We start from the raw sequence: 20,150 nt of genomic DNA, 5'->3' as shown, positions 1-20,150 counted from the left end.
CGATGAAGCTGGCGGTGATCGAGGGCGACGGTATCGGGCCCGAAGTCATTTCCGAAGCCATCAAGGTCTTGGACATCGTGCTGCCCGGGGTGGACAAGACCAGCTACGACCTGGGGGCACGGCGGTATCACGCCACCGGGGAGCTACTGCCGGACTCGGTCGTCGACGAGCTGCGGGCGCATGACGCCATTCTGCTCGGGGCCATCGGTGACCCGTCGGTGCCCAGCGGTGTGCTGGAGCGAGGGTTGTTGCTGCGCCTGCGTTTCGAGCTCGATCATCACATCAACTTGCGGCCGGGACGGCTGTATCCGGGAGTGAACAGCCCACTGGCCGGCAACCCCGCGATCGACTTCGTGGTGGTGCGCGAGGGAACCGAAGGTCCGTACACCGGCACGGGCGGCGCCATCCGCGTCGGAACGCCCAACGAAGTGGCGACCGAGGTAAGCCAGAACACGGCTTTCGGTGTGCGCCGCGTGGTGTCCGACGCGTTCGAGCGGGCACGGCGACGCCGAAAGCACTTGACGCTGGTGCACAAAACCAACGTGCTCACCTTCGCCGGCAAGCTGTGGTCGCGCATCGTGGCGGAGGTTGGCCGCGACTACCCCGAGGTCGAGGTCGCGTATCAACACATCGACGCCGCGACCATCTTCATGGTCACCGACCCCGGTCGCTTCGACGTGATCGTCACCGACAATCTGTTCGGCGACATCATCACCGACCTGTCGGCGGCGGTGTGCGGCGGAATTGGCTTGGCGGCCAGTGGAAACATCGACGGCACCCGGGCGAATCCCTCGATGTTCGAGCCGGTCCACGGTAGCGCTCCGGACATCGCCGGGCAAGGCATCGCCGATCCGACCGCCGCCATCATGTCGGTGGCGCTGCTGCTCGCCCACCTGGGCGAGGACGCCGCCGCTACGCGGGTGGACCGGGCCGTCGAGCAGTATCTGGCAACGCGTGGGAACGAACGGCGCGCCACCACCGAAGTCGGCGAACGGATTGCTGCCGGGCTCTAGTCTCCAGGCCAGGCGGCAGCAGCCGCGTGGGCACCAGCGGCACCGCCGCCAGGGGGAACAACGCGCACAACATCCATGCCGGTGGGTATTTCGCGGCCGAGATCAAGGCACCGAACAATGGTGGACCGGCGGCCGCCATCATCCGCTGCGTGGTGTTCTGGATGCCCAGTGCGCGCCCGCTCCAGTACGGCCCGGCGAATTCGGTGATGGCGGTGGCTTCCAGCCCGTTGTCGAGGACCGCGATCACCGCGATCGCGACCATCAGCGCCGCCTGCCATCGGGTGTTCATGTAGTCGGCCCACGCCAGCAGCAGCAGAACCAGCACCGCGGCGGCCGCGATGTAGCGCACGGGCCGCATGCGTGAGCCGAGTCGATCGGACCAGCGGCCGACGGCGACGCGGCCGAGCGCGCCGAGCAGCTGCGACAGAGTGACCAACCCGCCGGCGGCCGCGACCGACCAGTGCAGGTTCCTGATCAGCCACACCAGCATGAACGTCACGGTCACCGTTTGCGGCATCATCAGCAGGCCCGCCACCGCGTGAATTCGCCACAGTGTCAACGATCCTCGATACGGGCTGGCGAGTTCCTGAACGCTCGCGTTGGCGCGGGGTTTGCGCGGCGGGTCGACGATTCCGACGACGCTCACTATCGCCCCGAGAGTGCACGCCAGCGCGGTGAACCGGAGCCCGGCCTGCGGCCCGTGTTCGGCAAGTTCGGGAATTATCATGGCGCCCAACGCGATCCCCAAGGGTTGCGCGGTTTGGCGAATACCCATCGCCAGCCCGCGCTGGTGTGGCGGGAACCAGGCGGATACCAGCCGGCCGCCGGCCGTGTTGCAGCTCGCCGCGGCCATACCGCCGAGAAACAGGTACACGGCGATCATCACCATCGAATGCGCCGAGGCCGCGGCGTAGGCGGCTATCGCGGTCAGCGCCGAACCCGTGGTCATCACCACCCGTTCGCCGACCCGGTCCAGCACGTATCCCCAGAGCACCAGCGTGATCACCATGCCCCAGCTGGGCATCGAGGCCAGCAGACCGGCTTCGTCGAGCCGGATGCCGCGTGCCGCTTGCAGCGACGGGATGAGGAACGCGACACCGTTGATGAAGAGGAACGAACTCGCAGTTGCCAGCAGCGAAGCGATCATGAGCGACCAGCGCGCGCCGGCGCCGATTTCGGGCGTCGCGGCAGGGTCGGTCTGCATTCCCCATGCTTGCATATCCGCGCGAAATGTAGGGGTAGGACGTGCACCGGCGGCGGCCCTCGCCACGCCCGGCTACGCCGCGCTCGCGACCGTCACTGGCTCGCATGGTGACGGCCCGCCACGCCCGGCTACGCCGCGCTCGCGACCGTCACTAGCTCGGATGGTGACGGCCCGCCACGCCCGGCTACGCCGCGCTCGCGACCGTCACTAGGCTCAACCGAATGCGCCTTGGTCGAATCGCCAGCCCGGACGGTGTCGCCTTCGTCAGTATCGAAGGCGAACTCGACGACCCAGCCGAGATGATCGCGCGGGAGATCGCCGAACATCCGTTCGGCACGCCGAACTTCACCGGCCGATCATGGCCGCTGGCCGACGTGCGACTGCTCGCCCCGATACTTGCCAGCAAGGTGGTGTGCGTAGGGAAGAACTACGTTGATCACATCGCGGAAATGAAGGACATGACCGGCCCGGCCCCGGTGGATCCGGTGATCTTCCTCAAACCCAACACGGCGATCATCGGGCCGAACGTGCCTATTCGCTTGCCGGCCAACGCATCACCGGTGCACTTCGAGGGTGAGCTGGCGGTGGTCATCGGCCGGCCCTGCAAGGACGTCTCGGCCGCTCAGGCGGCGGAGAACATCCTCGGCTACACCATCGGCAACGACGTGTCGGCGCGGGATCAACAAAAATCCGATGGCCAGTGGACCAGGGCAAAGGGGCACGACACCTTCTGCCCGGTGGGGCCGTGGATAGTCACCGACCTCAAACCGCTGGACCCGGGCGATCTGGAATTGCGCACCGAGGTCAACGGGGACGTCAAGCAGCACAGCCGTACCTCGCTGCTGATTCACGGCATCGGATCGATCGTCGAGTGGATTTCGGCCGTGATGACCTTGCTGCCGGGTGACATCATCCTCACCGGAACGCCGGCGGGTGTCGGCCCCATCGAAGACGGGGACACCGTCTCCATCACCATCGAGGGCATCGGCACCCTCACCAATCCCGTGGTCCGTAAAGGAAAATCGTGACTACACCAGCCCAAGTCCGGGTCCGATTCTGTCCGTCGCCCACCGGCACCCCACACGTCGGGATGGTGCGCACCGCGCTGTTCAATTGGGCCTACGCCCGACACACCGGAGGCACCTTCGTCTTTCGCATCGAGGACACCGATGCGCAGCGCGACAGCGAGGAAAGCTACCTGGCGCTGCTGGACGCGCTGCGCTGGCTCGGGCTGGATTGGGACGAGGGACCAGAGGTCGGCGGACCTTATGGTCCCTACCGCCAATCACTGCGCAGTGAGATCTATCACGATGTGGTGGCCAAGCTGCTCGAAGCGGGGGAGGCCTACTACGCGTTCTCGACGCCGGAGGAGGTCGAGGCGCGCCACATCGCCGCGGGCCGTAATCCCAAGCTGGGCTACGACAATTTCGACCGGCAGCTGACCGATTCCCAGCGCGCCGCGTTCCTGGCGGAGGGCCGCAAACCGGTGGTGCGGCTGCGAATGCCGGACGAAGACCTCGCGTGGGGCGACCTGGTTCGCGGCACCACCAGCTTCGCCGCCGGGTCCGTGCCCGATTTCGCATTGACCCGCGCCAACGGAGATCCGTTGTACACCTTGGTCAACCCATGCGACGACGCGCTGATGAAGATCACCCATGTGCTGCGCGGCGAGGACCTGCTGTCGTCGACGCCGCGCCAGCTTGCGCTGTATCAGGCGCTGATCCGGATCGGTGTGGCCGAGCGCACTCCGCAGTTTGCGCACCTCCCAACGGTATTGGGGGAGGGAACCAAAAAGCTCTCCAAGCGCGACCCGCAGTCGAACCTGTTCGCTCACCGCGACCGGGGCTTCATCCCCGAAGGGCTGCTCAACTATCTCGCGTTGCTCGGCTGGGCCATCGCCGACGACCACGACGTGTTCAGCCTCGAGGAGATGGTGACAGCGTTCGACGTGGTCAACGTCAACTCCAATCCCGCCCGCTTCGACCAGAAGAAGGCCGACGCGCTCAACGCGGAGCACATCCGGATGCTGGCCGTCGACGACTTCGCGGCCAGGCTGCGCGACTACTTCAACGTGCACGGTCATCGCCTCGAGCTGGATGAGGCCAGCTTCACCACCGCGGCGGAGCTGGTGCAGACCCGGATCGTGGTGCTCGGTGACGCGTGGGACCTGCTGAAGTTCCTCAACGACGACGAGTACGCGCTTGACCCCAAGGCCGCCGCCAAAGAGCTGGGAGCCGACGGCGCCGCGGTTTTGGATGCGGCGCTGCCCGCGCTGGATGCCGTGGGGGACTGGACGGCTCCGCAGATCGAAGCCGCGCTCAAGTCCGCGCTCATCGACGATCTGGGCCTCAAGCCGCGCAAGGCGTTCGGGCCGATCAGGGTGGGGGCCACCGGGACGACGATCAGCCCGCCGTTGTTCGAGTCGCTGGAGCTGCTGGGCCGCGACCGCAGCATGCTGCGACTGCGGGCGGCGCGGGAGACGGCCGGGCGGGACCCCGCTTGAGCGCCGAGACCGCGCGTGCGGAGTGTCCGGCGAGACTTTGGTAGTCTGCACTCCGGTTTTCCGAAAGGCCGACAACGGCTGGCGGCGGCGGACTTCAGCGAGCTTGTGAAAGTCTGCAATCGGCGCTGACCAGCGGTTTTAGGCAGCCAATGGGGTATGGTGTAATTGGCAACACAGCTGATTCTGGTTCAGCCATTCTAGGTTCGAGTCCTGGTACCCCAGCAAAACTCCCGCTAATACTCCCCGTCTCAAGCGATTAGGTGGGCCTAGCGGGGTGAGCTATGCTGACTGCTCGGATCGTGTCTGGCCCCGTCGTCTAGCGGCCTAGGACGCCGCCCTCTCACGGCGGTAGCGTGGGTTCGAATCCCATCGGGGCTACAAATTTCGCAGCTACTGGTCGGTCCCCAGGACTGCCGGTGCCGTCGATCCACCCACCGGCATGGCCGGCAAGCCGAGTTTGCGGTGATCCCACGAGCGAGCCCGCCGGGCCACAATGCGAACGCAGACCCGCTTGTTCATCATCTGCTCGACGAACGGTTTCATGTCGTCGCTGTAGGGACCGGTGTAGCGCTCCCAGACGCTGACGCCCACGCGGTGTGAGACGTCGGGATCGTCGACGATTTCGGCCACGCCCTCGAAGGACACCCCGCGCAGCGTGTCGTAGGTGTGTCCGTCCTCGATCAGGAAGCTCACGCGCGGATCGCGCTTGAGGTTGACGGCTTTCTGCGACTTGGCCTTGGTCTCCAGCCAGATCTCGCCGTCGACGACGGCGTACCACATGGCGGTCAGGTGAGGCTGGCCGTCGACGCCGATCGTGGCCAGCGTGCCGGTGCGGCTTTTCACCACGAACTCGGCGATCTCGTCTTCGGACATGACGATGCTGGCGCGCTGATTGGTTCCCATGCCGGTCAGTCTGTCAGGCGGTCAGCGGTGACTGCGCACTGGTGGCGCTGAGCGTGCGGCGAGGGCCACGAATTTCGTCGATTACGGCGCCGTGGACGCACACTCGACGCTAAAGGCGGCGGGTGAGGGCTTCGGCGGCGGACAGCAGATCGGCGGCCCACCGCGCCCCTGGGCGCCGGCCGATCCGGTCGATGGGGCCGGACACCGAGATGGCCGCGACAACGGCGCCGCGGCTATCGCGCACCGGCGCCGACACACTCGCCACGCCCGGCTCGCGCTCGGCCACGCTTTGGGCCCAGCCCCGCCGCCGCACTTCGGCCAGTGTTCGTTCGGTGAATTTCGCGGTCGCGAGCACCGCTTTCTGAGTGGCCGCGTCGCTATGGGCCAGTAGCACTTTGGCGCCCGACCCGGCCGTCATCGGCAACCGCGCCCCGATGGGAACCGTATCGCGAAGGCCCGCAGCGGGTTCGAGCGCGGTCACGCAGACGCGGTCGGTGCCCTCGCGACGGTAGAGCTGCACGGACTCCCCGGTCGTTTCACGCAACAGCGGGAGGACCGCCGCGCTGGCGGTCAGCAGCGGATCGTGGACGTGCGCCGCGAGCTCGGTGACGGCCGGACCAAGCAGCCAGCGTCCCTCGTCGTCGCGGGCGAGCAGGCGATGGACTTCGAGGGCGGCGGCCAGCCGGTATGCGGTGGCGCGGGGTAAAGAGGTCCGCTCACACAGTTCGGCTAATCCACACGGCGATTGGGCGATGGTCTGCAGGATACCCACGGCTTTGTCCAGGACGCCGATGCCGCTATGCTGTCTCACAAGGAGATACTAGCGTCTCGCATTATGAGATCACAGCCGGACTGATCGGCGAGCCGCTAACGAGGCGAATCGAGGCGAGTTCGAGATGGGAATCGACCAAGGGGCGGCGGGTGCCGCCACCAAACCGCGCACTCTGGCCGAAAAAGTTTGGGACGACCACGTTGTGGTATCTGGTGGCGCCAGCGAGCCCGACTTGATCTACATCGATCTGCATTTGGTGCATGAGGTCACCAGCCCGCAGGCTTTCGACGGCCTGCGCTTGGCCGGACGGCCGGTGCGCCGCCCCGACCTGACGCTGGCGACCGAGGATCACAACGTCCCGACCACCGATATCGACAAGCCGATCGCCGACCCGGTGTCGCGGACCCAGGTGGAGACATTGCGGCGAAACTGCGCCGAATTCGGTGTGCGGCTATATCCGATGGGCAACGCCGAGCAGGGCATTGTGCATGTGGTCGGGCCGCAGCTGGGGCTCACCCAGCCCGGAATGACGGTGGTGTGTGGTGATAGCCACACCTCGACGCACGGCGCATTCGGCGCGCTGGCCATGGGGATTGGCACTTCGGAGGTCGAGCACGTGCTGGCCACCCAGACGCTGCCGCTGCGGCCGTTCAAGACGATGGCGGTCAACGTCGATGGGCAACTGCCCACCGGCGTGACGGCCAAGGACATCATCCTCGCTCTGATCGCCAAGATCGGCACCGGCGGTGGGCAGGGGCATGTCATCGAATATCGAGGCAGCGCCATCGAATCGCTGTCGATGGAAGGCCGGATGACCGTATGCAATATGAGCATCGAAGCCGGTGCTCGGGCGGGGATGGTGGCTCCGGACGAAACCACGTTCGAATTCCTGCGTGACCGGCCACACGCCCCGCAAGGGGCGCAATGGGATGCGGCGATGAACTATTGGCAGCGGCTGCACAGCGACCCCGGTGCCGAATTCGACACCGAGGTGTACCTCGACGCCGCGTCGCTGAGCCCATTCGTGACGTGGGGCACCAACCCCGGTCAGGGTGTGCCGTTGGCCGATGCCGTGCCGGATCCCGAGCTGATGATCGACGACGCGCAGCGCCAGGCGGCTGAGAAAGCGTTGGCATATATGGACCTTCAACCAGGCACGCCGATGCGCGACATCGCCGTTGACACGGTGTTTGTGGGCTCTTGTACCAACGGTCGTATCGAGGATCTACGGGTCGTCGCCGACGTGCTGCGCGGCCGCACGATCGCCTCGGGGGTGCGGATGCTCGTCGTGCCGGGCTCGATGCGCGTGCGCGCGCAGGCCGAAGCCGAAGGGCTGGGTGAGGTTTTCACCGCCGCGGGCGCCGAATGGCGCCAGGCGGGCTGCTCAATGTGCCTGGGGATGAATCCCGACCAGCTCTCGCCGGGGGAGCGGTGTGCCGCGACGTCCAACCGCAACTTCGAAGGGCGCCAGGGTAAAGGCGGCCGGACGCATTTGGTGTCTCCGGCCGTTGCCGCAGCGACGGCGGTTCGCGGCAGATTGTCTGCTCCAGCCGATTTGAGCTGACGAATTCGACTGTGAAGGGATGAGCATGGAAGCATTTCACACCCACACCGGTATCGGTGTACCGCTGCGGCGCTCCAATGTGGACACCGATCAGATCATTCCGGCGGTGTATTTGAAGCGTGTCACCCGAACCGGTTTCGAGGACGGATTGTTCGCCAGCTGGCGGTCGGATCCGTCATTCGTACTAAATCTCAGCCCCTTTGACCGCGGGTCGGTGCTAGTGGCAGGACCCGATTTCGGGACGGGATCGTCGCGTGAGCATGCGGTGTGGGCACTGATGGACTACGGGTTCCGGGTGGTCATCTCGTCTCGGTTCGGTGACATTTTCCGGGGCAACGCCGGCAAGGCGGGGCTGCTGGCGGCCGAAGTTTCTCAGGACGGTGTGGAACTGCTCTGGAAGCTCATCGAGCAGAGCCCGGGCTTGGAAATCACTGTCAATCTTCAAGATCGAAATATCACCGCGGGAACGACGGTGCTGCCGTTCAAGATTGACGACCATACCGCCTGGCGACTGCTCGAAGGCCTTGACGATATAGCCCTTACGCTGCGGAAACTCGATGAAATCGAGGCGTTCGAGGCGGCGTATCCGGACTGGAAACCGCGCACTGTGCCCACCTCTTCAACGGCTGAGTGAGGCCGATTTTCTGCTTGATCGGCTAACTAAACCGAGCCGATTTTTAACACCCTCCACCGGTCAAGGGCGGCAACCGGATTGCGAAAACGTCGCACCCTTTGCCTTGAAATTGCGCGTGGCTCTTGGAAATTTGCTGGGTGAGGGTTTACCGTGTCCACTAGTCGGTTCAAATCGAGGACCACTAGTGTCGGAGGGATTGATGAACAAGGCAGAGCTCATTGATGTGCTCACAACTAAATTGAACACGGACCGTCGACAGGCGACCGCAGCGGTCGAGAACGTTGTCGACACCATTGTGCGTGCGGTACACAAGGGCGACAGCGTGACCATCACCGGGTTCGGTGTGTTCGAGCAGCGGCGCCGTGCAGCACGGGTGGCCCGCAACCCGCGGACCGGTGAGACGGTGAAGGTGAAGCCGACGTCCGTCCCGGCGTTCCGCCCCGGTGCACAGTTCAAAGCGGTTGTGTCTGGCGCACAGCGCCTCCCGTCGGACGGCCCCGCCGTCAAGCGCGGAGTCGTAGCAGGTAGCGGCGCGGCGAAGAAGACCGCCGCGAAGAAGGCCCCCGCCAAGAAGGCCGCGGCTAAGAAGGCCCCGGCCAAGAAGGCCGCCGCCAAGAAGGCTCCGGCCCGCAAGGCCGCGACCAAGGCTCCGGCCAAGAAGACTGCGGCCAAGAAGGCTCCAGTCCGCAAGGCGGCGACCAAGGCTCCGGCCAAGAAGACTGCGGCCAAGAAGGCTCCGGCCAAGAAGGCCGCGACCAAGGCTCCGGCCCGCAAGGCCGCGAGCAAGGCTCCGGCCCGCAAGGCTGCCGCAAAGAAGACGACCGCTCGTCGCGGTCGCAAGTAGCGGAGTCAAGTTCTAGACACGAGTACCCTTCGGGCGGCATTGAAGCCCCCGAAGGGTATTCGTGCGTTAGCGGCGGCCCGCCGCCATCACGCTAGGCCCGCACGTTGGCGGCCAGCGCGCCGCCGATGTGGTCGGCAGCCACCAACCGTCCGTCTGACAGCGACAGTACCCAGGTGCTGCCCTTGTGGTTGCGCGATTTGTCGGGCCGCACGCCATCGCGCTCACACCACCACGCGATCAAGTCCGGAATCACCTTGCCTTGAGTGCAGACAACGGGCGTGCCCTTCTCCTCGGCGATGTCCAGCATTCGGTGGCGCCCGCGTTTCGCGTTCTTGGCATACGCCTCTTCGGTGAGGGTGGGTTCGTTGTGGACGGGGACCTCCAAGTCCGCGGCAAGCGGCTCGACGGTCTGGTGGCAGCGGAGCCGGTCGGCCGCATGCACTTGTGACGCACCGAAGGCGAGCAGTTGCGGCACCAGCGCTTCGGCCTGCGCGCGTCCACGTTTGTCCAGCGGCCGCTTCGCATCGTCGCCGGAGAAACGCGATTTGCGGCCCGCCGTGCCGTGTCGGACCACCAACATTGTTTGCGTATCGGCGGGCTTTTTGTTGAAGTGGCGCAGCACTTTTCGGTCCTGCGCGTAGTCCAGCTTCTGCATCGCCTCGGCGATCGGCAGCCACACCAACCCGTCCACTTCGTTGCCCGGCACGAATTCCCCGCCGGTGGAGCGCGCCGCCCAGTAGCAGACTTTTTTGACGCCCTGGTCGATCGGATAGCTCACCGAGTCGAGCCGCCTGCCGAGGATGGCGTGCTGACCCGTCTCCTCCCGCACCTCGCGCACGGCCGCCACCGGGGCGGTCTCGCCGGGATCCACCTTGCCCTTGGGCAGTGACCAGTCGTCATAGCGGGGACGGTGAATCACGGCGATCTCGACGTCGTGGTCGTCCGCATCGCTATTGCCCGGTCGCCACAGCACCGCACCGGCGGCATAGACGACTCGGCTTCCGGAGCGCCGTGCGGCGGACGAATTCTGGGTCGGCACCTCAACTCCTGCAGATCAATTCACTTCAGGGCCGCACGCCTGATCAGGATGCGCCCGGGGAAACGACCGGAAATCAACCACACAGGGCTAGGGACTGCGATGGCGCTCCATCAAGGATACTTGGTGGTCGCGCACGGTATGGCCCTCTTGTGGTGACGGGGTCCACTGCCCGTCGGGCCCCAATTCCCAGCACCGGGTCGAGGGATGCAGTGCGGATTCGAACAATTCGTCCAGCTGCGCGGTGAGCTTGGGATCCTTGACCTGAGCGAGCACCTCCACGCGCCGATCGAGGTTGCGGTGCATCATGTCGGCGCTACCGATCCAGAACTCGTTGATGTTGCGGAAATGGATGATCCGCGAGTGCTCCAGGAAACGACCGAGAATCGAGCGGACGAAAATGTTCTCCGAAAAGCCGTCGGCGCCGGGGCGCAACGCACAGATGCCGCGCACCACGACCTCGACCCGCACCCCGGCCTGCGACGCCCGGTAGAGCGCATCGATCACCTGCTCGTCGACGAGCGCATTCATCTTCAGGCGAATGCGTCCGTCTCCGCGTTCGCGGTGCGCTTCGATCTCGCGTTCGACCCGCTCGATGATGCCGGCGCGAATTCCGTGCGGCGCCACCAGCAGATTGCGATAGGAGACCTTACGCGAATAGCCGGTAAGCGAATTGAACAAATCGGTGAGGTCCGCGCCGATATCGGGGTTGGCGGTCAGCAGGCCGACATCCTCGTACAGGCGGGCGGTTTTGCTGTTGTAGTTGCCGGTTCCGATGTGGCAGTACCGCCGGATGGCCGAACCTTCGCGGCGCACCACCAAGCACGTCTTGCAGTGCGTCTTGAGGCCGACGAGCCCGTACACCACATGCACGCCCGCCTGCTCGAGTGCGCGCGCCCAGCGGATGTTGGCCTGTTCGTCGAAACGCGCCTTGATCTCGACGAGGGCCACGGCCTGCTTTCCGGCCTCGGCCGCTTCGATCAGCGCCCGCACGATCGGCGAATCACCGGAGGTGCGGTACAGCGTTTGTTTGATCGCGAGCACGTTCGGGTCCGCGGCGGCCTGCTGGATGAATCGCTGCACGCTGGTGGAGAAGGAGTCGTACGGGTGGTGCACCAGGACGTCGCCCTCGCGCAGCGTCGCGAAAATGCTCTTGGGAGACTCGCGGTCGGCGAAGGCGGGGTGGGTGTCCGGGACGAACGCCGGGTCCTTCAGCGCGGGCCGGTCCAGTCCGTAGATCTGCCACAGCGACGAAAGATCGAGTAGGCCGGGCACTTCGATGACGTCACCGGGATGCACATCGAGTTCGCGCAGCAGCAATTCCAGCATGCCCTCGGTCATGTCGTCGGCGATTTCGAGTCGCACCGGCGGGCCGAACCGCCGGCGCGCCAGTTCTCGTTCCAGCGCCTGCAGAAGATCCTCGTCGCGGTCTTCTTCGACTTCCATGTCGGCGTTGCGGGTGATGCGGAAAGCATGGTGCTCCACGATTTCCATGCCCGGGAAGAGAAGAGGAAGGAAGGCCGCGATCAGCTCTTCCATCGGAAGGTAGCGAACGATGCTCCGCCCGCCGTCGTCCGCGCTGCTGATGGCGGCGAGCTCGACGAAGCGATCGACGTTGTTGGGCACCTTGACTCGGGCGAAGTGCTGACCGCCGTCCTCGGGCTGACGCACCATGACCGCCAGGTTCAGGCTCAACCCGCTGACGAAGGGAAACGGGTGCGCGGGATCGACGGCCAGCGGCGTCAGAACGGGGAAGACCTGTTCGGTGAAATACGCCGACAATTCGTCGCGCTCGCGCTGATCGAGGTCGGCCCACGTGACGATGTGAATGCCTTCCTCGGCGAGTGCGGGCCGCACCGAATCGAGGAACACCCGCGCGTGCCGGGTCGCGATCCGCTGAGTTTGTTCGCCGATGAGCGCAAGTTGCTTTCGCGGCGTCAAACCGTCGGCGGAGCGAACCGACAATCCCATCTCGTCACGGCGCTTGAGACCGGCGACGCGCACCATATAAAACTCGTCGAGGTTGGAGGCGAAGATCGCCAGGAACTTGGCGCGTTCCAGCAGCGGCAGCGAGTTGTCGTCGGCGAGCGCCAGCACGCGGGCGTTGAAGTCGAGCCAGCTCAGTTCGCGATTGAGGTAACGGTCGTCCGGGAGATCGGTCAGCGCGGCCTGGGTCGCGGCCGGTGGTGCCGCCACGGCCGAGTCGCCCGAATGCCACAAATTCTCGTCGGGTCGCGCCTCAGCTTCGATTTCAGTCACCCTGCGATCATTGCTCATCATGCGCGGCCGCTGCTAGCGCTCAAGGGACATCTATTCGCCGTTGGGATGACGTTTACCTGCCGGACAGGTTTACCGATCGGGTCAGTGCGTCGTGATCGCGCGCGCGGTCGCCGGCCCCACCCCGAGGCGGCGGGCGGCGGCGAGATCGTTGGGAGTGTCGACGTCACACCGCAGGCCGGGCCAGGCGCCGGTCAGCTCGATCGCACCCGAACTGCGGTGCCGCGCCGAGGAATCGGAGCCGAATTGCGGGTCGAGCGGGCTGCCGAACGCGAACAGCGCCGCGGTGCCCGTTGCCAGCCGGTCGGCGACGAAGCTGCGGCGGTGCGCGCGCGCGGCGGCGATCGCCTCGTTCAGCTCCTGGGTCTGCAGTGCGGGTAAATCCCCTTGCAGCGCAACGACATTGGCAAAGGAACTCCCTACCGCGCGTTCCGCGGTGGCAATGGCGTTGTTCAGTGGATCCGGATGACCCTCGGGTGTCGGGTCGGCCAGCACGTCGGCGCCCAGATCGACGGCAGCCGCGGCCGCAGCGTCGTCGGGCGTGATCACGGTGATCGAACCCAGCGACCGGACCCGCCCGGCGGCGGCCAGGGTGTCCATCAACATGGCGAGTACGACGCTTTCCCGCGTGCGCGCCGAGAAGACCGGGGCCAGCCTGGTCTTGGCCGCGGCCAACCTCTTGACGGCGATGATCAACGCCACATCGCCGCCCCCGCCGTTGGCCGCACCGTCGGCTCGTATGCCGCTCATGAGAAGTCATCCTGCCAGCGACGCGCCGCGCATCGCTCGCGGACCGTGAGCGATCCGCCCTGTGCCGGTTCGCGTGACGGCCGGTTCGTCGCTGATCTAGGGTGTAGCGGCTGCGAGTGCCGCGCGAGCAACACCGACCATGGACAGGGGGTCCTACATGACCAGCGCATCATCGGGCGCCGTCGCGGTGATGGGTGCCGGGGCGTGGGGCACGGCGCTGGCCAAAGTGCTGCTCGACGCTGGAGGGCCGGGAACGGAGGTCACCCTGTGGGCCCGCAGGCCCGAGCTCGCCGAGCAGATCAATTCCACCCGATACAACCCCGACTACCTGCCCGGCACGTTGCTGCCGCCGGGCATCCGGGCCACCGCCGACGCCGCCGAAGCCCTGCGCGACGCGTCGACGGTACTGCTGGGCGTGCCCGCGCAGACGATGCGCGGCAACCTCGAGCGCTGGGCGCCGCTGATTCGTGGGGGCGCCACGCTGGTCAGCCTCGCCAAGGGCATCGAACTGGGCACGTTGATGCGGATGAGCCAGGTCATCGTCTCGGTCACCGGCGTCGATCCGTCTCAGGTCGCGGTGATCTCCGGGCCCAACCTGGCCAGCGAAATCGCCGCTTCCCAGCCCGCCGCCACCGTCATCGCGTGCAGCGACTCGGGCCGGGCCGTCGCCCTGCAGCGCATGCTGAACAGCGGCTACTTCCGCCCGTACACCAACAGCGACGTGGTCGGCACCGAGATCGGCGGGGCCTGCAAGAACGTCATTGCCCTGGCGTGCGGGATGGCCGTCGGGGTCGGGCTCGGCGAGAACACCTCGGCGGCAATCATCACCCGCGGCCTGGCCGAGATCATGCGGCTGGGGATTGCCCTCGGCGCCAAGGGCGCGACGCTGGCCGGGCTGGCCGGAGTGGGCGACCTGGTGGCGACGTGCAGCTCACCGCGTTCGCGCAACCGGTCGCTGGGCGAACGGCTCGGCCAGGGCGCGACCATCCAGTCGCTGCTGGCCGGCACGCCCGACGGCGGCGACGGGCACGTCGTCGAGGGCGTGACGTCCTGCGAGTCGGTGTTGGCGCTGGCAGCCAGTTACGACGTCGAAATGCCCCTCACCGACGCCGTGCACCGCGTGTGCCACAAAGGGTTGTCTGTGGACGAGGCGATGGCCCTGCTCCTGGGCCGCAGGACCAAGCCCGAATAAAGACGCCGGACATGTGAAAAGGCCGCCGCAAAGGCCCGCCACCCGACCGGGCCGGGTGCCACCCGGTAGCCTCTTGAGATTGTGAATGCCAGCCAGCGGCCGCCGCACGCCAGTTCAGGCGAGCGGGTACGCGTCGCCGTCGTCTTCGGCGGGCGCAGCAACGAGCACGCCATCTCGTGCGTCTCAGCGGGCAGCATTCTGCGCAATCTGGACCCGGAGCGGTTCGACGTGCTCGCGATCGGCATCACTCCGGAAGGTTCGTGGGTGCTCACCGACGGCGACCCCGCAACGCTGGCGATCACCGACCGGCAACTGCCCGAGGTCACCGCCGCGTCGGGAACCGAACTGGCGCTGCCCGCCGACCCTCGGCGCAGCGGCCAGCTGGTGTCCCTCGCGCCCGGCGCCACTGAGGTGTTGGCGTCGGTCGATGTCGTGTTCCCGGTGCTGCACGGCCCTTACGGCGAGGACGGCACCATTCAGGGTCTGCTGGAGCTCGCCGGTGTGCCCTACGTGGGGGCCGGCGTGCTCGCCAGCGCGGCCGGCATGGATAAGGAGTTCACCAAAAAGCTGTTCGCCGCCGAAGGATTGCCGATCGGTGACTACGCGGTGCTGCGCCCGTCGCACGCGAGGCCGCACCCCGACGAGTTCGAGCGGCTGGGCCTGCCGGTGTTCGTCAAACCCGCCCGGGGCGGCTCCTCGATCGGTGTGAGCCGGGTATCGAGCTGGGATCAGTTGGACGGCGCCATCGCGACGGCGCGCCGGCATGACCCCAAGGTCATCGTCGAGGCCGCGGTCGTCGGTCGCGAGCTGGAATGCGGTGTGCTCGAAATGCCCGATGGCACAGTGGAAGCCAGCACGCTGGGCGAGATCCGGGTGGCCGGGGTGCGCGGGCGCGAGGATTCCTTTTACGACTTCTCGACCAAATACCTGGACGACGCCGCCGAATTGGACGTGCCCGCCAAGGTGGACGACGAAATCGCCGACACGGTGCGCCAATTGGCGGTCCGGGCGTTCAAGGCCATCGATTGCCAGGGCCTGGCCCGGGTGGACTTCTTCCTCACCGAAGACGGGCCGGTGCTCAACGAGATCAACACGATGCCGGGATTCACCACGATCTCGATGTACCCCAGGATGTGGGCGGCCAGCGGCGTGGATTATGCGACCTTGCTGGCGACAATGGTGCAGACCGCGCTGGCCCGCGGAGTGGGCCTGCGTTAATGGGCGCGGCGGGTCGCCACTAGCGTGACCTAACGGGGCTGACCGGGGTCGATGGGCGCGGCCGGGATGCTGCGGTCGATCACCTCGGAGAGCCGCTGAATCGGCGTCGGTCCCGATCCGGTCGGCAGCGTGAGCGCCACATAGACGCCGCGATCCACCGCATACCAGGTGGATCGGCCCGCGTCCCCGGCGGATTGCTGCTCGGAACGCACCTGGAACCACTGCACCCGATCGACGACCTGGATCGGGGATCCCAGGACGAACTCGGCCGGGCGATCCAGCCCGCAACGCAGCACCACCGGGTCTCCGTCGGGTCCGCTCCGCCAGGCGGCGACGCCGCGCGGGGCCGGCTCCTCGAGGGGCGCGTGCTGAAAATCCCCGAGCCGCTGCGGCAGCGCGCCCATCAGCGCCCGGCATGCGGCCCCGTCGGCCTGCGGCGCCGGGACCGCGGGAACGGCAACCGAACGCGGGGGAGCCTCGCGGGTCGCCGCGATGGCCAGGATCACGCCGATCGTCGTGACGGCCAGCGCGATCGCGGCGATGATCAGCGCGCGCGGCGGCCCGGCATCGGCGTCCGATTCGGTTGGCACCGCCGCGCACCTCCTTTTCTGCTAACCACTATCGCCCGCATTTACTTACGTGCCAATTTAATCTCGGGCCGAAAAGGGCCCGTACGGGTGCGAAGTTCTACACTGGCGCGGTCCGTTCCATGGGCGAGGACCCACGGAGGGCCCGGTCGCACCGGACCGTGACGCGCCGAAGGAGGTGGCGTGCAAGACGAATCGGGCGAGTCACCGTCGCTGCGGCAACTCGGTGAGTTCGCCGTGATCGATCGCCTGGTGCGGGGGCGCGAGCAGCCCGCCGCGGTCGTGCTCGGGCCGGGTGACGACGCGGCGCTGTTGTCAGCGGGTGATGGCCGCGCCCTGGTGTCGACCGACATGCTCGTCCAGGATCGGCATTTCCGGCTGGACTGGTCGACGCCGCACGACATCGGCCGCAAGGCGATTGCCCAGAACGCCGCGGATATCGAGGCGATGGGCGGGCGGCCGACGGCCTTCGTGGTCGCTTTCGGCGCACCCGGTGATACGCCGGCGGCGAGAGTGGACGCGCTGGTCGACGGAATGTGGGACGAGGCGGAGCGCATCGGTGCCGGCATCGCCGGCGGTGACCTGGTGCACTGCCCGCAGTGGGTCATCTCGGTGACTGTGCTGGGCGACACCGACGGGCGCGCGCCGGTGCTCCGGTCGGGCGCGAAGCCCGGCGCGCTGATCGCCGTCGTCGGTGACCTGGGGCGCTCGGCGGCAGGATTTGACCTGTGGCGCAACGATATTGAGGGATTCGGCGAGCTGCGGCGCCGCCATGTGGTGCCGCAGCCGCCCTATGGTCAGGGAGCGGTGGCCGCGGCCGGGGGTGCGCAGGCGATGATCGACATCTCCGACGGCCTGGTCGCCGATCTGCTTCACGTCGCCGAGGCGTCCGGGGTAGGCGTGGATCTGTCCACCGCGGCGCTGGCCGCGGACCGCGATGCGCTTGGCGCCGCCGCGGCCGCGGTGGGCGCCGATCCCTGGCGCTGGGTGCTGGGCGGTGGCGAGGACCACGCCCTGGCGGCGTGTTTCGCGGGCCCCGCGCCCGCCGGATGGCGCATCATCGGGCGGGTTCTCGACGGGCCGGCCCGGGTGCTGGTCGACGATCAGGAGTGGACCGGCTACGCCGGCTGGCAGTCGTATTAAGGTGACGCGGTGACCGTTTACGCGATCGCGAAGAGCCGATGATGACCGCGCGTCCGCTGAGTGAACTGGTGGAGTCGGGCTGGGCGAGTGCGCTACAGCCGGTGACCGGTCAGGTGGCCGAGATGGGCCAATTCCTGCGGGCCGAGATCGCGGCCGGGCGCCGGTATCTGCCCGCTGGGCCGAATGTGTTGCGCGCCTTCACCTATCCTTTCGATGACGTCCGTGTGCTGATCGTCGGGCAAGACCCCTACCCGACGCCCGGACACGCTGTGGGCCTGAGCTTTTCGGTGGCGCCCGAGGTGCGGCCGTTGCCGCGCAGCCTGGCCAACATCTTTCAGGAGTACGCCGCGGACCTTGGCCATCCGCAACCCTCGTGCGGTGATCTGACACCGTGGGCGCAGCGCGGCGTACTGCTGCTGAACAGGGTGCTCACGGTGCGTCCCAGCAATCCGGCCTCGCATCGCGGCAAGGGCTGGGAGGCGGTGACCGAGTGCGCCATCCGGGCGCTGACGGAGCGGTCGCGCCCCCTCGTTGCCATCCTGTGGGGTCGTGACGCATCGACTCTCAAACCTATTCTCTCCCAGGGTAATTGCGTCGCCATCGAGTCGCCGCATCCGTCGCCGCTGTCGGCCTCGCGCGGATTCTTCGGTTCGCGCCCGTTCAGCCGCGCCAACGAACTGCTGGCCGAGATGGGTGCCGACGCGATCGATTGGCGCCTGCCATGACCGACATGAGCGCGCTACGGGCGCACCGGCGGGGCGGCCCGGAGGAGCTGGTGCTCGAGCGTGCCCCGCTACCGGTGCCCGGCGCGGGCGAAGTCTTGGTGGCCGTGCACGCGGCAGGGATCACCTTCGACGAGCTGACGTGGGAGGAGACCTGGACTCGCGACGGGGCCAGCCGCCTCCCGGTGATCCCGTCGCACGAAGTGTCGGGCGTCGTCAAGGCGGTCGCCGCCGACGTAACGGATTTCGCGCCCGGCGACGAGGTGTACGGGTTGATCGGGTTCGACCGCGACGGTGCTGCGGCCGAATACGTCGCCGTACCCGCCGCTGACCTGGCCACCAAGCCGTCGACCGTGTCGCACGTCGTCGCCGCGGCGCTGCCGCTGGCCGGCCTGACCGCCCTGCAGGCCTTGGTCGATCACGCGGCCGTGCAACCGGGCGAGACCGTGCTGGTGCACGGGGGTGCCGGGGGAGTGGGCCTGCTGACGGTTCAGCTGGCCGCGCTGCGTGGTGCGCACGTGACCGCGACCGTGCGCAGCGGCACCGCCAATCTCGTGCGCGCTTGCGGCGCGCATCGGGTGATCGACGTGCGCACCGAGGCCTTCGACGGAACCGGCGCCTGCTACGACGTCGTCGTCGACACGGTCGGCGGCGAGACGCTGGAGCGGTCGTTCCCAGTCCTGCGCCGAGGGGGACGCCTGGTCACCTTGTCGGCACCTCCTCCGGACGGCAAGGCGGACGAGTTCGGGGTCACCGCAACCTTCTTCATCGTCACGGCGAATCGGGATCAGCTTGACGAACTCGCGGCGCTGGTGGACGGCGACCGGTTGCACGTCGCGATCGCCCAGACGTTCGGCCTCGACGAGGGCCGGGAGGCGTATGAAAGCCGCGACACCGGCAGGCGCGCCGGCAAGACGGTCCTCATCGTGCGGGACTGACGGGTTCCGCCACGGGCGTCATGAGTCCGCGAAATTGACGTCCTTCGTGACGGCCTTCCACTCCTCGATCGACGCTGACATCGCAGCGATCTTGTCCCGCGTGGCCTTCAGCACGTCACGGCCCAGCAGCAGGCGCAGCGGCGGCTCGTCGAGGGTGGTCACCATCAGCACCGCGGCGGCGACCTTTTTCGGATCACCGGGTAGGTGGTCGGCGAACTGCTTGATCAGATCCTTGCGCGCGGCCACGTCGGCATAGTCGGAGATCGGCGTGCCCGATTCCTTCATCGACCGCGTCGCCCAGTCGGTGCGGAATGCGCCCGGCTCGATGGCGGTCACCTTGATGCCCAGCGGGCGCACCTCGGCGGCAAGCGCCTCGGTGACCGCCTCCAGCGCGAACTTGGTCGACGAGTAGTAGGCGTTGGGCGGGTTGGCCACCAGACCTGTCATCGAGGAAATGTTGACGATGTGCCCCGATCCGCGGGCGCGCATGGCCGGTAACACCGCCTTGATCATGTCGACGGCACCGAAGAAGTTCACGTCGAACAGCTTTCGCACCTCGGCGTCCTCACCCTCTTCCACCGAGGACAGGTAACCGTGACCGGCGTTGTTGACGAGGACGTCGATCCCACCGAACGCCGTGTCGGCCGCCGACACCGCCGCCGCGATCTGGGCGGTATCGGTCACGTCGAGGGCGAGCGGCAGGGCCCGGTCGCCGAATTCGTCGGCGATATCGCCCACCGCCTCGGCCCGCCGCGCGGTCACCACCACGCTGTGGCCCGCTTGCAGTGCCGCTCGCGCGATTTCGCGACCGAAGCCGGTGGAGCACCCCGTGATCAGCCAGCGCGACATC

19 protein-coding genes and 2 tRNA genes are annotated in these 20,150 nt (G+C 67.2%); 13 read left to right on the top strand and 8 right to left on the bottom strand.

Annotated features, from left to right (window positions below; translation table 11 throughout):
• The first annotated feature begins 2 nt into the window (after positions 1-2).
• On the top strand, positions 3-1,013 hold the full coding sequence (locus AC5Y4H_RS20385) for a 3-isopropylmalate dehydrogenase (protein ID WP_499984398.1): 1,011 nt from the start codon (positions 3-5) through the stop codon (positions 1,011-1,013).
• Here the strand turns inward: AC5Y4H_RS20385 and AC5Y4H_RS20380 are convergent.
• Positions 913-2,217 (bottom strand): MFS transporter, encoded by a 1,305-nt coding sequence (locus AC5Y4H_RS20380; protein WP_499984395.1) that lies wholly within the window; start codon positions 2,215-2,217, stop codon positions 913-915. The genes AC5Y4H_RS20385 and AC5Y4H_RS20380 overlap by 101 nt on opposite strands.
• Before the next feature lie 221 nt (positions 2,218-2,438).
• On the opposite strand from AC5Y4H_RS20380, the gene AC5Y4H_RS20375 reads away from it, so the two are divergent.
• The 4 genes from AC5Y4H_RS20375 (at position 2,439) to AC5Y4H_RS20360 (ending at position 5,098) form a co-directional block, all read left to right on the top strand.
• Positions 2,439-3,245, top strand: a complete 807-nt coding sequence (locus AC5Y4H_RS20375; protein WP_499984394.1) for a fumarylacetoacetate hydrolase family protein — start codon at positions 2,439-2,441, stop codon at positions 3,243-3,245.
• Positions 3,242-4,720: a glutamate--tRNA ligase gene (gene gltX / locus AC5Y4H_RS20370; RefSeq protein ID WP_499984392.1), complete on the top strand. Its 1,479-nt coding sequence runs from the start codon at positions 3,242-3,244 to the stop codon at positions 4,718-4,720. The genes AC5Y4H_RS20375 and gltX overlap by 4 nt, the downstream gene beginning before the upstream one ends.
• Positions 4,721-4,870: 150 nt before the next feature.
• A tRNA-Gln gene (locus tag AC5Y4H_RS20365) sits at positions 4,871-4,942 on the top strand.
• An 83-nt stretch (positions 4,943-5,025) separates the two neighbouring features.
• Positions 5,026-5,098 (top strand) — tRNA-Glu (locus AC5Y4H_RS20360).
• A 12-nt stretch (positions 5,099-5,110) separates the two neighbouring features.
• Here the strand turns inward: AC5Y4H_RS20360 and AC5Y4H_RS20355 are convergent.
• On the bottom strand, positions 5,111-5,623 hold the full coding sequence (locus AC5Y4H_RS20355) for a pyridoxamine 5'-phosphate oxidase family protein (RefSeq protein ID WP_499984390.1): 513 nt from the start codon (positions 5,621-5,623) through the stop codon (positions 5,111-5,113).
• A 109-nt stretch (positions 5,624-5,732) separates the two neighbouring features.
• Entirely contained in the window at positions 5,733-6,434 is a 702-nt protein-coding gene (locus tag AC5Y4H_RS20350; protein ID WP_499984388.1) for an IclR family transcriptional regulator, read from the bottom strand.
• An 85-nt stretch (positions 6,435-6,519) separates the two neighbouring features.
• Here AC5Y4H_RS20350 and leuC point away from each other — a divergent pair, with 85 nt between their 5' ends.
• From leuC to AC5Y4H_RS20335, 3 genes are all read left to right on the top strand, one after another.
• Positions 6,520-7,959, top strand: coding sequence for a 3-isopropylmalate dehydratase large subunit (gene leuC, locus AC5Y4H_RS20345; RefSeq protein ID WP_499984386.1), 1,440 nt, complete (start codon positions 6,520-6,522; stop codon positions 7,957-7,959).
• Positions 7,960-7,984: 25 nt separating this feature from the next.
• Positions 7,985-8,593 (top strand): 3-isopropylmalate dehydratase small subunit, encoded by a 609-nt coding sequence (gene leuD / locus AC5Y4H_RS20340; protein ID WP_499984450.1) that lies wholly within the window; start codon positions 7,985-7,987, stop codon positions 8,591-8,593.
• 199 nt (positions 8,594-8,792) lie between these two features.
• Complete coding sequence (locus AC5Y4H_RS20335; protein WP_499984384.1) at positions 8,793-9,437, top strand: HU family DNA-binding protein; 645 nt, start codon at positions 8,793-8,795, stop codon at positions 9,435-9,437.
• A 91-nt stretch (positions 9,438-9,528) separates the two neighbouring features.
• On the opposite strand, the gene mutT1 is transcribed toward AC5Y4H_RS20335, so the two are convergent.
• The 3 genes from mutT1 to cofC form a co-directional block, all read right to left on the bottom strand.
• Positions 9,529-10,476 carry an 8-oxo-(d)GTP phosphatase MutT1 gene (mutT1, locus tag AC5Y4H_RS20330; protein WP_499984382.1) on the bottom strand — a complete coding sequence of 316 codons (948 nt, stop codon included), beginning with the start codon at positions 10,474-10,476 and terminating at the stop codon, positions 9,529-9,531.
• A gap of 87 nt (positions 10,477-10,563) precedes the next feature.
• Positions 10,564-12,753 carry an RNA degradosome polyphosphate kinase gene (locus tag AC5Y4H_RS20325; RefSeq protein WP_499984379.1) on the bottom strand — a complete coding sequence of 730 codons (2,190 nt, stop codon included), beginning with the start codon at positions 12,751-12,753 and terminating at the stop codon, positions 10,564-10,566.
• An 81-nt stretch (positions 12,754-12,834) separates the two neighbouring features.
• Positions 12,835-13,500: a 2-phospho-L-lactate guanylyltransferase gene (gene cofC / locus AC5Y4H_RS20320; protein WP_499984378.1), complete on the bottom strand. Its 666-nt coding sequence runs from the start codon at positions 13,498-13,500 to the stop codon at positions 12,835-12,837.
• Between the two features lie 157 nt (positions 13,501-13,657).
• On the opposite strand from cofC, the gene AC5Y4H_RS20315 reads away from it, so the two are divergent.
• On the top strand, positions 13,658-14,692 hold the full coding sequence (locus AC5Y4H_RS20315; RefSeq protein ID WP_499984376.1) for an NAD(P)H-dependent glycerol-3-phosphate dehydrogenase: 1,035 nt from the start codon (positions 13,658-13,660) through the stop codon (positions 14,690-14,692).
• A gap of 81 nt (positions 14,693-14,773) precedes the next feature.
• A complete protein-coding gene (locus tag AC5Y4H_RS20310) occupies positions 14,774-15,910 on the top strand; it encodes a D-alanine--D-alanine ligase family protein (RefSeq protein WP_499984375.1) in 1,137 nt (378 codons plus the stop codon).
• 29 nt (positions 15,911-15,939) lie between these two features.
• Here the strand turns inward: AC5Y4H_RS20310 and AC5Y4H_RS20305 are convergent, their stop codons facing one another.
• Positions 15,940-16,500, bottom strand: coding sequence for a DUF3515 domain-containing protein (locus tag AC5Y4H_RS20305; RefSeq protein WP_499984373.1), 561 nt, complete (start codon positions 16,498-16,500; stop codon positions 15,940-15,942).
• Positions 16,501-16,680: 180 nt separating this feature from the next.
• Here AC5Y4H_RS20305 and AC5Y4H_RS20300 point away from each other — a divergent pair, with 180 nt between their 5' ends.
• The 3 genes from AC5Y4H_RS20300 to AC5Y4H_RS20290 are packed head-to-tail and all read left to right on the top strand — an operon-like array spanning position 16,681 to position 19,300.
• Positions 16,681-17,640, top strand: coding sequence for a thiamine-phosphate kinase (locus AC5Y4H_RS20300; RefSeq protein ID WP_499984371.1), 960 nt, complete (start codon positions 16,681-16,683; stop codon positions 17,638-17,640).
• A gap of 41 nt (positions 17,641-17,681) precedes the next feature.
• Positions 17,682-18,365, top strand: a complete 684-nt coding sequence (locus AC5Y4H_RS20295) for a uracil-DNA glycosylase (protein ID WP_499984369.1) — start codon at positions 17,682-17,684, stop codon at positions 18,363-18,365.
• 5 nt (positions 18,366-18,370) lie between these two features.
• Entirely contained in the window at positions 18,371-19,300 is a 930-nt protein-coding gene (locus AC5Y4H_RS20290) for an NADP-dependent oxidoreductase (protein WP_499984368.1), read from the top strand.
• 18 nt (positions 19,301-19,318) lie between these two features.
• Here the strand turns inward: AC5Y4H_RS20290 and AC5Y4H_RS20285 are convergent, their stop codons facing one another.
• On the bottom strand, positions 19,319-20,149 hold the full coding sequence (locus AC5Y4H_RS20285) for an oxidoreductase (protein WP_499984366.1): 831 nt from the start codon (positions 20,147-20,149) through the stop codon (positions 19,319-19,321).
• Position 20,150: the final 1 nt, after the last annotated feature.

It is taken from the genome of Mycobacterium sp. NGS58 (assembly GCF_059812385.1).
The sequence above is the reverse complement of the archived record's forward strand: the minus strand, read 5'-3'. Positions and strand labels throughout refer to the sequence as shown.